This is a genomic window from Fusibacter sp. QWL-12 (genome assembly GCF_058683495.1).
Genome location: NZ_CM178745.1, coordinates 2832275 through 2846346 on the forward strand (window position 1 = coordinate 2832275; position 14072 = coordinate 2846346).

The window sequence follows — 14072 nt, forward strand, 5'->3', positions numbered from 1 at the left end:
GTGACTTATGAGAGTGGATTTAAATTCTGATGTGGGTGAAAGCTATGGCAACTTTAAGGTGGGTGAGGATGCATCTCTGATTCCGTTGATTTCATCTGCAAATATCGCTTGTGGTTTTCATGCAGGAGATTATGATATTATGTCAGAGACCATCGCGCTATGTATTCAGCATCAGGTTAAAATTGGTGCACATGTTGGATTTTATGATTTACATGGCTTTGGGAGACGCAAGCAAGTCATAACTGAAAAAAGCTTAAAATCGCTTGTTTCCTATCAACTAGGAGCCCTTTATGGTATCTGCGCTTTGCAACAAGCGAAGATACATCACGTTAAATTACACGGTGCGTTATACAATCAGGTCGCCGAAAGCGAAGCACTATCAAGAGCCTATGTAGAAAGTGTAAAGGCATTTGATGAAAGCTTAATCCTGTATGTCCTTTCTGGAAGCATCACAGAAAAAGTTTGTGAGTCGCTTAATATGCGATATTATTCTGAAGTTTTTTACGATCGAAACTATACGGCTGCTGGCACACTTGTATCAAGAGAGCTTTCAGATGCAATGTTAACCGATCTTCACTTTGCTGGTCAAAGAATTATTTCACTTCTTAAAACCGGTGAACTCACGGCGCATACAGGAGAAATCATCAAACTGAAAGCAGATACCATTTGTATACATGGTGATCAACCCAATGCGGCTGAGCACGCTTCATTTTTAAGAACTCAATTGATTGAAAGTGGCGTTGAACTAATATGAGAGTCATGAATCTAAATGAAAGAACACTTGCTTTATATTTTGATGAGGTCATCGATGAGCAGCTAAATGAAAAAATCGTCTGGATGAAAATGCAGTTAGAGCGGGCTAACATCAAAGGAAGCAAAGATAGCAAAGGCATCAAAGGTATCCAAGCAGTTCAGAACACCTATCATATGGTAGCGATACATTTTGATCCGTATGTTGTGGACGCTTCAGAGATCGAAGCTGAATTACTAAAATATCTTTCTAAACCAGCGGATAGCGTTATCCAGTCAAGAACGGTAGAAATCCCAGTTTGTTACGATGGTCCTGATTTAGAAAAGGTTGCAAAGACGGGCAAACTCACAGTCTCAGAGGTGATTCGCAAGCACTCTGAGACCGAGTATCATGTCTACTTTTTGGGGTTTGCTGCTGGATTTCCCTATCTCGGTGGGCTGAGTTCAGAGTTAACCACACCTAGACTTGAGCAACCAAGAGTGAAGGTTGATTCGGGTGCTGTCGGAATCGCAGATCGACAAACGGGTATCTATACAGTCCCTTCTCCTGGTGGGTGGAATTTAATTGGTAGAACCCCTTTAGAATTGTTCTCGCCGACGCAACAGCCCAATTGTTTGATTCAGGCCGGGGACAAGCTGAAATTTGTGCCCATCACATCAGAACAGTATGACCTTTATAAGCTGTCTCAGAGCAACCAACCACAGAAGATTCAGATTCAGAACAACCATGCTACTGATACACGACCAGAAAACGCGCAAGTAGAAAATACGCAAGTAGATAACACCCAAGCAGATAACACAAAAGCAGATAACACAAAGAAACCGAATTTTTGCTCAAATGTTGAGAGTACAAATCATCCAAATGAAAAAATTCAGGTTCAATTTAGGGGAATCAAAGTACTGAAAGCTGGCATTTTAACGACGATACAGGATGAAGGTCGGTATGAAGGCTTGAGCAGTGGATTGAGTCAGTCTGGTGTATCAGATCCGTTTGCCTATGAATTGGCGTTAGCGCTAGTGGGTCAAAAAAAGCCACATCCAGTTTTGGAATTAACTCTGGGCGGATTTGAATGTCAGTTTGAGGAGGATACAACCTTTTCGATTACTGGTTCAGATGCGGATGTCTATCTAAACGAGGTTAAAATAAAGAGATGGACAACCTATAAAGCCCGTTCAGGTGATCGACTAAAAATCAACACACCACTTCATGGGCTTAGAAATTATATAGCTTTCGGCAGTATATTTCATGAACAGTATCAGTTTATGAACGCTTATGCAACGGATCTGAAAAGCAAATTGGGTGGGGTAAATGGAAGGAAGCTTATGGAAGGCGACAGCATTTATTTCGCTGAAAAAACAGATAAAGGTGAAGCTCCTGAGGATAAAACAACATCCCCAAAAACGGGGTGGCGAAAGGGTTCGATAAATCAGTCTTTCTTTGAAACAAGTCACTATTTCGAGAATTTGACGCGCACTACAAAGAAAGTCAGACTGCATACAGGGCCTCAACAGAATCGCTTAACTCAATTAGAATGGCAAACGTTTATAGAAACCACCTATATCGTAAGTCCGAAGTCGGATCGAATGGGGATTCGCCTTGAGGGTAGTACATTCAGACCAACTGGAAAGATGGACATACTAACGGATGTGATCGCATTTGGGGCGATTCAACTCACGCAGGACGGAACGCCAATTATCCTTATGTCAGAACGCCAAACCACAGGCGGCTATGCTAAGGTAGCCAATGTCGCTTATGATGATTTAGGCATTTTAGCACAGGCGAAGCCAGGGGATCAAATTGAGTTTGTCGAGTTTGCAAATCTGACAAATAACACAAATAAAACAGTTTACACCAATATCAGTAACAGCTTAGAGGATTTGATTATTTGGGAAGACATGCAAGGCGTTTCAGAAACAAAAAAAATAGCGCTTAAATATGATAATTCAAGCGCTGTGTATCACGTGTTAGTTGAAAGAAAAGACGATTAAATCAATTGCTATTTTGGGTTAGGATGCTCTTCATATACAGTAGATCCTCTTGATCCGGATGAACCTTAAGTCCCTTTTCGATAATGGAAAGGGATTTTTCAATTCTCCCTTCTGTATAATAGTAATAAGCTCCTGAGACGAACATCGTGTCATCTGATTGAATGCGATATGTTCCACCGGCGATAGGTGCAATGAGTAGAATGACAGCGAGGACATAATAAGGCAGACGCTTCATTGAAAATAACTTCATATGATTGATGCCCACTGCGCTTGCAACCACAAAACCACCGATTAAGCCACCGATATGACCTGCCATATCAATGTTAGGCCTTATAAGACCAATCACTAGGTTGACGACGATAAGAATAATCATGTCTCGTCCATAAATACGTTTGTATACCATAGGGTTTAATTTGTATAGATATAAGTTGGCGCCCATTAAACCAAAGATAGCACCTGAGGCACCAACTGACATGCCTTCAACAAGAACGAAGCTCGCAGCTGAGCCGACCAGTCCTGATATAAAGTAAATCAACAAAAACTTCTTCTTGCCAAAGAAGCGTTCGATGTCTCTACCAAAAATATATAGCGCAAGCATATTAAAAACAAGGTGCATGATGTCTGCGTGAAGGAACATCGCTGTCAGCAAGCGCCAGTATTCACCCAATCCAATCAATGGATTTACTTTTGCCCCAAGCTTAAGTAAACCGTTGCCACCTGTCATATCGATGAGCTGAGTGAGTAAAAACATGATGATGTTAACGCCAATGAGAATTTCTGTTAAGGTCGCATTTTTAATTTTATTCTTATAATAATTAAGGTTAGCCATTTGTCATCTCCATTTTACATACTTATAATAGTATGATTATACTATGAATTTAAGCGTTTGTGCGAAAATCAAAATGAATTCATAAATTCTTTACAGACGTGTCAAATACTGAAACAATGGGTTGAATTGTCCTAGAAAATATGCTAAACTTATGTTCAAATTAGTTAAATTCTATGAGTGGAAGAGTAAATCACATGTCCCTTTTAAGCGAATCGGAGTTGGTGGAAGTCCGATAATACATGTAGTTGAAGAGAGCCCATGAGAAGCCTATGGCCGGTCGTCCCCGTTATCGACATTGAGTGAGAAGGAGATTCCTTCTAATAAGAGTGGCAACGCGGATTTATTCGTCTCTTGATTAGAGGCGGATTTTTTTATTTTTTGAGGAGGTAGAGATGGTTAATTACAAAGAGGCAATCGCCAAGATATTGAGTGAATCAATTGATGCGATGTCCTACGATGAGATACTCACCCTCGTAGAACATCCGAAAAATCCAGAGATGGGAGATTATGCATTCCCATGCTTTAAGCTTGCAAAAGCGTTTAGAAAAGCACCAAACGTCATAGCGGAAGAGCTTGTTGCTACACTGGGTACGGTTGAACTGTTTTCTAAAATAGAAGCAATTGCAGGATTTTTAAACTTTACTGTAGATGCTGAACAGTTTGCTAAAAATGTAGTAGAAGAAGTGGTTAAATTAGGAGATGCTTATGGTGCATCTAATGTTGGAGAAGGCAAGAAGACGATAATTGAATATTCTTCTGTAAATATCGCTAAACCTTTCCATATGGGTCATATTAGAAGTACGATGATCGGTGAATCGCTTCATAGAATATATAAATTTTTAGGTTATGATACAGTTGCAGTTAACCACTTAGGTGACTACGGCACCCAGTTTGGTAAACTCATAGTAGCTTATAAGCTCTGGGGAGACAAAGATGTGATCGATGCTGATCCAATTCCAGAATTGCTTAAAATCTATGTGAAATTCCACCAAGAAGCAGAAACCAATCCAGCGCTTGAGGATGAAGCGAGAGCATGGTTTACAAAGCTTGAAAATGGCGATGCTGAAGCAACTGAACTATGGACGTTGTTTAAAGACATGTCGCTGAAAGTCTTTAATCGTGTCTACGGCAAGCTAGGCGTAACCTTTGATTCTTACGCAGGTGAAAGCTTCTATTCCGATAAAATGCCTGCGATTATTCAGGAATTAAGAGATAAAAAGTTGGTTGAGAAATCTGAAGGAGCTGAAATTGTTAATCTAGAACCATATGGTTTAATTCCAGCGTTGATTACTAAAAAAGATGGTTCTTCACTTTACTTAACACGTGACTTAGCTGCTGCTAAATACAGAAAAGAACACTATAACTTCGATAAAAACATCTATGTCGTTGGTAGTGCGCAAAAGCTACACTTCCAACAATGGATTAAGATTGTTGAGCTTATGGGCTACGATTGGTATAAGGATTGTATTCACGTTGAGTTCGGGATGGTTGCTCTAGAAGATGGCGCATTATCCACACGTAAAGGTAACGTTGCGTTTCTTGAGGACGTACTGGATAAAGCCGTTGAAAAGACACTTGAAATTATCAATGAAAAGAATCCAAATCTTGAAAATAAAGAAGTGGTTGCAAGTCAGATCGGTGTTGGTGCAGTCGTTTTCCAAGAACTCTATACTTCAAGAACGAAAGATTATTCATTTGTACTCGATAAAACGCTATCTTTTGAAGGAGAGACTGGTCCTTATGTACAATACACGCATGCTAGAGCTTGTAGTGTTTTAAGAAAAGTTGGCGATAGTACCGAAGTCACTGCGGATTACAGCGTGTTAAGTGATGAAGCATCAAAAGCAGTGGTTAGAACCTTGTCTAAATTTGGTGAAGTGGTATTATTGGCGCACAAAAATTATGAACCACATACGGTTGCTAGATATGCAGTAGAGCTGGCTCAGTCCTTTAATAGATTTTATCATGATAATCCGATCTTGGTTGATGATGAAGCAGTTAAAGCGGCAAGAGTTGCGCTGGTTAAGGCAGTAGAAATTGTTCTTAAAAATGCGTTGTATCTAGTATGTTTACAAGCACCTGAACAAATGTAGTAAATGAGAGCCCTGTTCAAATTTGAGTAGGGCTCTTAAAATTTTTTGATAAAAGTCGTGCTTTAGTGTATTGAATAGTAAACATAACTATGGTATATTTTTAATATGCAACTGATATATCAGAGGCATATTAAACAGAGTTTCTTATTTTGAGAGAGGTGTAGTTATGTTTGAAATCAGATGGCATGGAAGAGGCGGTCAAGGTAGCTTTACTGGCGCAAAACTTCTAGGGGTAGCAGCTTCGATTTACGATCAACAATACGCACAAGCATTTCCATCATTTGGACCAGAACGCCGTGGTGCGCCAGTCCTTGGGTTTAATCGTATCGATTCAAAGAAAATCACTGATAGAAGTGAGATTGATACTTGCGATTATATTGTCTATCTTGACGATACCTTATACGATGATGTCGTTTTAAATGACCTTAAAAATAACGATGCAATGATCCTAATTAATACACAAAGAGAAAGCTGGCACGACCGTATAAAATGTATCGACGCAACACAAATAGCTCTTGAAACCTTGGGATTACCAATTGCAAATACAGTAATGCTCGGCTTTTTAGCGTCTTTTGCATCAAATGCAGTTACAAAAGAGGCGTGTATTGAAGCCATTCGTTCTAGTATGAAACCGAGTCAAGCGGATAAAAATATCAAAGCCTTTGAAATTGCATTTGATAAAGGAGGTAATCTCTAATGAAAGATTTTAAACGTGTTCCTGTACCAATTCTTGAACGCTTAGACCAATACCCTTTGGGATCAAGCTGTAAAAGCTTTCATATTACAGATATGAATGCGGGATGGCGAGTTTTCAAGCCGGTTATAGATAAAGAAAAATGTGTCGCTTGTTATAGATGCTATCTCGTATGCCCTGATGGTGCGATTCATCAATCAGAAGATGGAAAATTCGAGATAGATTATGATTATTGTAAAGGGTGCGGTATCTGCGCCAATGAATGTAAAGTCAAAGTGATCGAAATGGTAAAGGAGGCTAAATAATGAGTCGTAATGCTTTTTTAAATGGCAATGAAGCTGTTGCGTATGGTGTTAAGCTTTCTAGACCTAATGTCGTAGCTGCTTATCCAATAACACCTCAGACAAAAGCAGTGGAAAAGATTTCTTCTTTTGTCCAAAATGGAGAACTCGATTGTGAATATATGCATGTTGAATCAGAACACAGTGAGATGGCTTGCTCTATTGGCGCGAGTTCGGTAGGTGCTAGGACCTTTACTGCGACGTCGTCACAAGGATTGCTTTATATGGCAGAGTGCCTACCATATGCATCGGGTGCTAGACTCCCCATCGTAATGATGAATGCCAATCGCTCTCTAGCGACACCGTGGAATATCTACGGCGATCAAATGGATACCATGTTTCTGTTAAACTCAGGTTGGGTTCAAATTTTCGTTGAAGATGCGCAAGAGGCTCTAGATGTAACCATTCAAAGTTTTAAGCTAGCAGAAGATGAACGTGTAATGGCACCAGTTATGGTGAACTTAGATGGCTTTGTATTGACACATACGTATGAAAAAGTTTCAATTCCAAGTCAAGAAGCGGTTGATCAATATTTGCCACCTTTTAAACCAAGTGCACATATGATGAACGATGAAGAACCAATGAGTATGTGTATTACCGCGGGTAATCAGCATAATATGGAGTTTAAAATAAAGCAGCATCAAGAATTGTTTAATGCGCTTCACGTATTCGAAGAGATCGATCACTCTTTCTACGAAAAGTTTGGCAGAAGCTATGGCGGTGTATTAGAAGGCTACCAAAATGAAGATGCAGATTATTTATTGGTTACGACTGGAAGTGTCACTGGTACAGCGAGAGTTGTAGTAGATGAGCTTAGAAGTAAAGGCGTAAAAGCAGGTATTATAAAGCTAAGAGTCGTTAGACCATTTCCAATAGAGGCTATGATTCGTTCTGTAGCAGGCGCTAAAGCGATTGGTATTATCGATAAAAACATTTCATTTGGTTACGAGGGTACAATTTATACAAATGTTAACTCAGCGCTACTACAAAGAGGGCTAAACCTAATAACATTGAACTTCATAGGTGGCATTGGCGGCAGAGACATTACCAAGCAAAATATCGAGGAAATGTTTGAAAAGCTAAGCACTACGTCATCTTTAGAAGCCGTCGATACGGTTAGCTATTATAATGTGAGGTGTTCATTATGAGTCAACCAGTTAAAATAAATGCTAGAACGATCACCAAAGATGAGTATTTCTATGGACATAAAGCTTGTGGTGGCTGTGGGGAAAGCTTAGCTTTGAGACTTGCTTTGAAGGTAATTGGCGAAGATGCTTATTTATCTCTTCCAGCAGGATGTATGGCAGCGGTATCCTTTATCTATCCGAACATGGCCTTTAAACAAAACGCAATTATCACGCCTTTTGCATCAACTGCAGCAGTTGCAACAGGCGTAGCAGCTGGTCTTAAAGCGCTAAACAAAAACAAACTGTCAGTTGGATTTGCAGGTGATGGTGGTACTGCTGATATTGGCATTCAGGCATTATCTGGTGCAATCGACAGAGGTGAAAAATTTATCTATATCTGTACCGATAATGAAGCCTATATGAATACTGGTATTCAGAAAAGTGGTTTGACACCATTTGGTGCAAGTACGACGACAACACCGGCGGGTAAAGTCATTCGTGGTAATGTAAAACCTAAGAAGAACATGTTTGAGATCGTAGCTGCTCACGGTATCGCATATGCAGCAACCGCAAGTGTTGGTTATCTTGAGGACTTTATGATGAAGGTTCAAAAAGCCAAAGAAGCAAATGGCCCTGCTTATATCCATGTCTTTTCGCCATGCCCGACTGGCTGGGGTCATGAGTCGGATAAAACCATTGAAATTGCGAAAGAAGTCGTAGACAATGGACTTTGGTATCTTGCAGAGTTTGAAAATGGTAAATTTATGCTCAATAAAACACCAAAATTAGATTCTGATGTTAGACCTTATTTAAATGCACAAAGCAGATTTAAGCATTTGACTGACGATGACATAAGAGAGATTGAGGCGTTAAGAGAAGAAAAGTGGGACAGATTAATTAAAGAATGGTCATAAAAAATGTTCGTAAAAAAAAGGTCATGTATATGGTTGTGAACAAAGTAAGGTCATGGATAAAGAATTGTATGTAGTATATTTCTTATAAAATGGCAGTGAAAATGGATCATTGTAAGACAAAAAAGGAGTTCTTGTACATCTATATATAAAAGACGTACAGGAGCTCCTTATTTTTAAAGATTTAGTACAGTTAAAGTAACCGTTATATGGAATCAAATCTGGAGACACATTTTCTAAGTGTTTCACTTGAAAGATTTTCTTTGAGGAGAAAGTCATTAAATTCAATTTCTTTTAATCGCTTATGAATATCAGCAATTTCACTAGAGGTTAATATAACGACTGGAATATGCTTGTATTTTGAGTCTTTTAACTGTTCTATAAGCGATTCTGCATTCATATCGGATAATTCCATTCCTGTAAATACAATATCAATATCATATTTGGCTAATAGCTTAAATAAATCACTGCCATCATGAGTGCCGATGTAATCATAGCCGAGTCGAACGCTTAAATCGTGAACCACTCGTCTGAAAAAATCACTATATTCAAAGTGTAATATCCGCATTTTATACCCCTTTTACGCTTTAAAATTTGATAGAGTCATTCAATATGTCAGGTTCTTTCTTAGTGTAGACGCGTGCAGAACGTTTCATTATATCTTTGATATGCTCTAATATCCCATCGACGCTATCATCTAATTTTCCAAGATCGTCTTTACTGATATTGTAATAAAGATATAAATCTTCAAACAAACGCACCAACTGTGAAAGATGATTGTCTATTTCTATAAACTGACTAAAATTTGAGGAATGCATCGCTATTAAAAATTGCTCTAAATCCACTTTGATGACTTCCACGATTTCTTCTTCAGAATTATACTCGCCTATTCCGAGAAAATAAGGCTGTAATCTTTCAAGATAATAGGTATTATTCTCGGTGATATGATAGGCATAAGTTATCTTATAAGCTTCATATTTAAATTTAACTAAGAACATGATGCCTTCAATATCTATATACCGTGCCCCGAGGTTCTTTAACTCATCTTTACAAATCTCGTGTCTTATGAGACGTGAGGACATGATCGACATAATTACCTCCTTATCGCTTATATACAGTATAACATATTAATTCAGTTAATCATTAGAGGATTTTTCATGGTATACTATAGATTAATTCACGAATATAAGTTCGTGTAATTCGTAATTATAGTGAGGTTATAATGAAAATACTTTTAATGTCTTTGAATTCAAAATACATTCATACTAATCTTGCCATTCATTATTTGTATCAGTTTGCCACTCAAGAAATCCCTGAAGTTGCAAAACAGATTGATGTGAAAGAGTATACCATTAATAATGAAATGGACAATATTTTAAGGGATATCATTCGTAATGACTACGATGCCATCTTTGTTTCAGCATATATTTGGAACATTGATGCTCTAAACATATTATTCTCCGATTTTAGGAAAATTAATCGCAATACGAAAATTTATTTTGGCGGGCCAGAAGTGAGCTACGATGCTGAAGTAAAGTTAAGTCATTATGCTTACCTAGATGGCGTGTTGGTTGGAGAGGGTGAAGTAACTTTTGTTGAATTCATTCGATTGATTGATTCAGTAGGGTTTGAAATCGCTGAGGAAGAAACTGAAGGTATCATTTATAGAAGAAATGATAAGGTTATAGCAAATCATGAGCGGGCGTTAATTGCCAATTTGGATATCGTTCCATTTCCATATACAAATGAGCAGCTCTTAGATAATCGAATTTTATATTATGAAAGTTCGAGAGGGTGTCCTTATAGCTGTTCTTATTGCTTGTCATCAGCTGAAAAAGGTGTGAGAAATTTCTCTCTTGATCGCGTCTTTGCTGATTTGGAACGATTTTTAGAGGCAAAAGTGCCACAAGTCAAATTTGTCGATCGTACCTTTAATGCCAATAAGAAACATGCCATTCCTATCTTAAAGTATTTAATTGAAAGGGATAATGGCATTACAAATTTTCACTTTGAAATCACTGCATCACTTTTAAATGAAGCCTATTTTGAAGTGTTGCAAAAAGCTAGACCAGGTCTTTTTCAGTTTGAAGTCGGCATTCAAACCACAAATGAAGATACTCTATTTTCAATCAAAAGACCAATTCAGTTTGAAAAAGTACGTGAGGCGTGTAAAAAAGTAATAGCGCTGAAGACCATACACCTGCATGTAGATTTGATCGCGGGGCTACCATATGAAGGCTTTGACCGTTTTCTAAAGTCTTTTGATCAAGTCTATGAAATTGGTGCAGAGCAGTTACAATTGGGATTTTTAAAGATTTTAAAGGGCACACTAATTGATCGACAAAGAGATTTACATGAATATGTCGTAAAAGAGTATGCACCTTATGAAGTTATGCAGAACAGGTACTTATCTTATTCTGAAATGTGCCGCTTAAAAGAAATAGAATCTTTAGTTGAATCCTATTATAATTCGGGTAAGTTTAAAATTACTTTGGCGTTTTTAATGAAGAAGATGAAATTGTCGCCAAGTCAATTTTATCTAAAGCTTTCAGATTATTATTTAGAAAGAGGCTACTTTAATTCACCTGTAGGCGTTTATCGACTATATGAAATCCTATTTGAGTTCGGCATATCAAATCAGTTTAATGGAACTATTATTAAAGATCTTTTGAAATACGACTACTACGCTGCAAATCTAAAGGGGCAGAAAGAGCTGTTTAACTATGTTGAATTGCCACAATTTAATCAACGAAGACTAGAACTGCTTAAAGACAACAACTTCCAAACACAGTATTTTAGTTGTAGTGATGTACCTGCAAAGCAGTTACTGAAAAATCTAGAATTTATTACACTTACTTATGATATAATGACTTTAATTGAAACCGGGTTTAAAACGTTAAATGAAAACCTTAGTGTCGTTATGTTTGACTATCATCAGGATAGCAATATCAAAGCATATAGGCTGGATGAAAACTATTTTACTGAAAAGGGTGATTGAATATGGAGAAAGTACTGATACATCATAATATAAAAGCGGATTCGATGAATGTTAAGAAGGCTTTGACAGAATTATTACTATCAAAAGGAAAGCAAATCGTTTCGGATCAACCAGATGTGATTATCGTTATCGGTGGTGATGGAACGATGCTAAGTGCTATCAGAAAGTACAGACATTTGAAAAAGCCCTTTGTTGGCATTGACACAGGTACACTTGGATTTTTAACGACAATTATGCCGGATAACCTAGAGAAAATCTTTGATGTTCTAGATTCTAAGAACTACAGAATTATGTCATATCCTTTATTAATGGTAAATACGAAAACGCTAAGTGGTGAAATTTATACTGATTTTGCGTTTAATGAAATCACCATTAAGCACGTTGAGCCTAAACTTATGGAAGCGAAAGTTTATCTCGATTCGAAGCCGTTTAACTACTTTACTGGTGATGGCTTAATCGTATCGACACCTATGGGGGCGACGGGCTATGCGATTTGGGCGGGTGGTGCTGTTGTACATTCAGATATACCAGTCTATCAAATTACACCTTTGACACCTAATGATAATAGTGTGAACCGACCTATGAGTTCCACTATGATCGTTCCAATTCAAACCTGTTTGGATATTAATATCATTAAAGCACATAAGAGAAAGGTCATCGTGGCATGTGATGGGATTAAATTATCTAACGAATACATTGAAGACATTCACGTTAAGGTTGCACCGGATATGACCATTGATGTTATTCGTTCGGATGAGTTTGATTACTTTGACTTATATAAAAGAAAGATAATCGACAAGAACATTAGAAGAGTTCTAGAATAAGTTGAGTTTATAATTTTCAAATCAGAATTATTAGAAAGAGGACGTTATGCATACAAAATTTGACCAAATCCTAAATAAATTATTGGACCGATTCGTTAATGAAGTGGTTTTTATTGAGCTTAAGGAAACGCATCAGTTGAATATCGACGGGATTGAAATGCCAGAGAATATTTCATTACCAGTTTATCTAGATGATTTGGCTAAAAATATTAAAACCGGTGATTTAGAGGTCATACCAACGGTGGGACTAATTAAAGGTTTGGTTTATATCGTTGGTTCAAGATCAACCATAGAAACCTACGAGCTTTATAAAAATATGTTGGTTTCTCTTAATCGAGTGAAAGCATATGGCGATTTAAATTTGGCTGGTTCACTCTTAGTGGATGGGATAAATTATGCTGAAAGCAAGCAATACGCAAATGCAATCCTTTATTTTAGTGCCGTCAATGCGATTGATCCTGATAATTTAGATGCGTTATATAATATGGGTAGGGCTTTTGAAGATTTATCAATAAATGAAGAAAGAGAAGAACTTCGTCGATTGGCTATTAGCTGTTTTGAATCTTGTCTTGCTATAGATGACGATTTTGAGTTGGCACATTTTAGTTTGGGATTTCTTTATTATAATGAAGAAAAGTACCTACAGGCAGAAACTCATTGGATCAAAGCGCTTCAACTTGGTATTTCAGATGAAATGAGAGAAGAAATAGCTGTTGGTTTAGGCAGAGTTAAAGACAAAGCCGCTTATGAACGTGGATATGGGATGATTTTATCTGGTAGAGTTGAGGAAGGATTAGAAATCCTAAAAACACTTGAAGATGAACATGATGAATGGTGGAATTTACTGTTCTTCATCGGTGTTGGTTATCGAATGCTTGAGCAATACGAAGATGCACTAGGCTATTTTTTAAAGGTCATGACATTAAATACAGGTCATATTCAAACCATGAATGAGATTGGGATTTGCTTATTGTCATTGGGCGATTTTAATGAAGCCGAAAGATACTATAAAGAAGCAATTCGATTATCTCCTCAAAATAGCGAGCTTGTATGCAATCTTGGTATCGTCCATTTCCATAGAGGCGATTTAGATGAGGCAAGAAGGTTGTTTGATAAAGCACATGAATTAGCACCTGACGATGAGGTTGCTAAAATGTGGCTGGATCACATCAATAAAAAACTGATGTAATTCAGAAAAAATGATTTAAGAGAATTATTACAAAGAGACTCACTTTTATGTGGTGTAGTTGTGTTGTGGAATGAAGTGAATAAATAAATAAATGCAAAATCAAGAGCTGATAAGATCCTTTAGGGTTTTTATTAGCTCTTTTGTTTTGAGTAATTCGTTTAAAGAGCCATTCTTTGCTTTGGTGTGTATAATATAAAGTCTGAAGAAATTTTAACAGTCTAAGGCATAGAAATTTACTAATTGTATTGAAGCTTTCAAAAATTTATAGTAGAATGAGTTGAGATTAAAATTTTTGTTGAACACATCTAAAAAATATGTAAAAGGTGA

Annotated in this window: 13 protein-coding genes and 1 other annotated feature; of the genes, 10 read left to right on the forward strand and 3 right to left on the reverse strand. The window is 37.4% G+C overall.

Annotation, left to right across the window (positions count from 1 at the left end; translation table 11 throughout):
* Window positions 1-7: 7 nt before the first annotated feature.
* The gene (locus AC4PID_RS13545; RefSeq protein ID WP_492132543.1) at window positions 8-754 is read left to right on the forward strand and encodes a LamB/YcsF family protein; all 747 of its coding nucleotides are present in this window, start codon (window positions 8-10) and stop codon (window positions 752-754) included.
* Window positions 751-2739, forward strand: coding sequence for a 5-oxoprolinase subunit PxpB (gene pxpB, locus AC4PID_RS13550; RefSeq protein WP_492132544.1), 1989 nt, complete (start codon window positions 751-753; stop codon window positions 2737-2739). The genes AC4PID_RS13545 and pxpB overlap by 4 nt, the downstream gene beginning before the upstream one ends.
* A gap of 1 nt (window position 2740) precedes the next feature.
* On the opposite strand, the gene AC4PID_RS13555 is transcribed toward pxpB, so the two are convergent.
* A complete protein-coding gene (locus AC4PID_RS13555) occupies window positions 2741-3568 on the reverse strand; it encodes a rhomboid family intramembrane serine protease (protein WP_492132545.1) in 828 nt (275 codons plus the stop codon).
* 164 nt (window positions 3569-3732) lie between these two features.
* Window positions 3733-3923 (forward strand) — a binding site (T-box leader).
* 37 nt (window positions 3924-3960) lie between these two features.
* On the opposite strand from AC4PID_RS13555, the gene argS reads away from it, so the two are divergent.
* The 5 genes from argS (at window position 3961) to AC4PID_RS13580 (ending at window position 8737) form a co-directional block, all read left to right on the forward strand.
* Complete coding sequence (argS, locus tag AC4PID_RS13560) at window positions 3961-5661, forward strand: arginine--tRNA ligase (RefSeq protein ID WP_492132546.1); 1701 nt, start codon at window positions 3961-3963, stop codon at window positions 5659-5661.
* A gap of 166 nt (window positions 5662-5827) precedes the next feature.
* A complete protein-coding gene (locus AC4PID_RS13565) occupies window positions 5828-6358 on the forward strand; it encodes a 2-oxoacid:acceptor oxidoreductase family protein (protein WP_492132547.1) in 531 nt (176 codons plus the stop codon).
* Window positions 6358-6660: a 4Fe-4S binding protein gene (locus tag AC4PID_RS13570; RefSeq protein WP_492132548.1), complete on the forward strand. Its 303-nt coding sequence runs from the start codon at window positions 6358-6360 to the stop codon at window positions 6658-6660. Before AC4PID_RS13565 ends, AC4PID_RS13570 begins: the two co-directional genes overlap by 1 nt.
* The gene (locus AC4PID_RS13575; RefSeq protein ID WP_492132549.1) at window positions 6660-7844 is read left to right on the forward strand and encodes a transketolase C-terminal domain-containing protein; all 1185 of its coding nucleotides are present in this window, start codon (window positions 6660-6662) and stop codon (window positions 7842-7844) included. The genes AC4PID_RS13570 and AC4PID_RS13575 overlap by 1 nt, the downstream gene beginning before the upstream one ends.
* Window positions 7841-8737, forward strand: coding sequence for a thiamine pyrophosphate-dependent enzyme (locus tag AC4PID_RS13580; RefSeq protein ID WP_492132550.1), 897 nt, complete (start codon window positions 7841-7843; stop codon window positions 8735-8737). The genes AC4PID_RS13575 and AC4PID_RS13580 overlap by 4 nt, the downstream gene beginning before the upstream one ends.
* 202 nt (window positions 8738-8939) lie before the next feature.
* On the opposite strand, the gene AC4PID_RS13585 is transcribed toward AC4PID_RS13580, so the two are convergent.
* The gene (locus tag AC4PID_RS13585) at window positions 8940-9302 is read right to left on the reverse strand and encodes a response regulator (RefSeq protein ID WP_492132551.1); all 363 of its coding nucleotides are present in this window, start codon (window positions 9300-9302) and stop codon (window positions 8940-8942) included.
* A 19-nt stretch (window positions 9303-9321) separates the two neighbouring features.
* Entirely contained in the window at window positions 9322-9825 is a 504-nt protein-coding gene (locus AC4PID_RS13590; RefSeq protein WP_492132552.1) for a hypothetical protein, read from the reverse strand.
* A gap of 131 nt (window positions 9826-9956) precedes the next feature.
* On the opposite strand from AC4PID_RS13590, the gene AC4PID_RS13595 reads away from it, so the two are divergent.
* From AC4PID_RS13595 to AC4PID_RS13605, 3 genes are read left to right on the forward strand one after another with little or no spacing between them, the layout of a single operon-like run.
* Window positions 9957-11732, forward strand: a complete 1776-nt coding sequence (locus AC4PID_RS13595; protein WP_492132553.1) for a B12-binding domain-containing radical SAM protein — start codon at window positions 9957-9959, stop codon at window positions 11730-11732.
* Window positions 11733-11734: 2 nt separating this feature from the next.
* Entirely contained in the window at window positions 11735-12556 is an 822-nt protein-coding gene (locus AC4PID_RS13600) for an NAD(+)/NADH kinase (RefSeq protein WP_492132554.1), read from the forward strand.
* Window positions 12557-12602: 46 nt separating this feature from the next.
* Window positions 12603-13745 carry a tetratricopeptide repeat protein gene (locus AC4PID_RS13605; protein ID WP_492132555.1) on the forward strand — a complete coding sequence of 381 codons (1143 nt, stop codon included), beginning with the start codon at window positions 12603-12605 and terminating at the stop codon, window positions 13743-13745.
* Window positions 13746-14072: the final 327 nt, after the last annotated feature.

Coding starts and splice junctions, on each gene's coding strand:
- pxpB (WP_492132544.1), top strand. CDS start 751: ATGAGAGTCATGAATCTAAATGAAAGAACACTTGCTTTATATTTTGAT.
- AC4PID_RS13590 (WP_492132552.1), bottom strand. CDS start 9,825: ATGTCGATCATGTCCTCACGTCTCATAAGACACGAGATTTGTAAAGAT.
- AC4PID_RS13600 (WP_492132554.1), top strand. CDS start 11,735: ATGGAGAAAGTACTGATACATCATAATATAAAAGCGGATTCGATGAAT.
- argS (WP_492132546.1), top strand. CDS start 3,961: ATGGTTAATTACAAAGAGGCAATCGCCAAGATATTGAGTGAATCAATT.
- AC4PID_RS13605 (WP_492132555.1), top strand. CDS start 12,603: ATGCATACAAAATTTGACCAAATCCTAAATAAATTATTGGACCGATTC.
- AC4PID_RS13595 (WP_492132553.1), top strand. CDS start 9,957: ATGAAAATACTTTTAATGTCTTTGAATTCAAAATACATTCATACTAAT.
- AC4PID_RS13565 (WP_492132547.1), top strand. CDS start 5,828: ATGTTTGAAATCAGATGGCATGGAAGAGGCGGTCAAGGTAGCTTTACT.
- AC4PID_RS13585 (WP_492132551.1), bottom strand. CDS start 9,302: ATGCGGATATTACACTTTGAATATAGTGATTTTTTCAGACGAGTGGTT.
- AC4PID_RS13570 (WP_492132548.1), top strand. CDS start 6,358: ATGAAAGATTTTAAACGTGTTCCTGTACCAATTCTTGAACGCTTAGAC.
- AC4PID_RS13575 (WP_492132549.1), top strand. CDS start 6,660: ATGAGTCGTAATGCTTTTTTAAATGGCAATGAAGCTGTTGCGTATGGT.
- AC4PID_RS13555 (WP_492132545.1), bottom strand. CDS start 3,568: ATGGCTAACCTTAATTATTATAAGAATAAAATTAAAAATGCGACCTTA.
- AC4PID_RS13580 (WP_492132550.1), top strand. CDS start 7,841: ATGAGTCAACCAGTTAAAATAAATGCTAGAACGATCACCAAAGATGAG.
- AC4PID_RS13545 (WP_492132543.1), top strand. CDS start 8: ATGAGAGTGGATTTAAATTCTGATGTGGGTGAAAGCTATGGCAACTTT.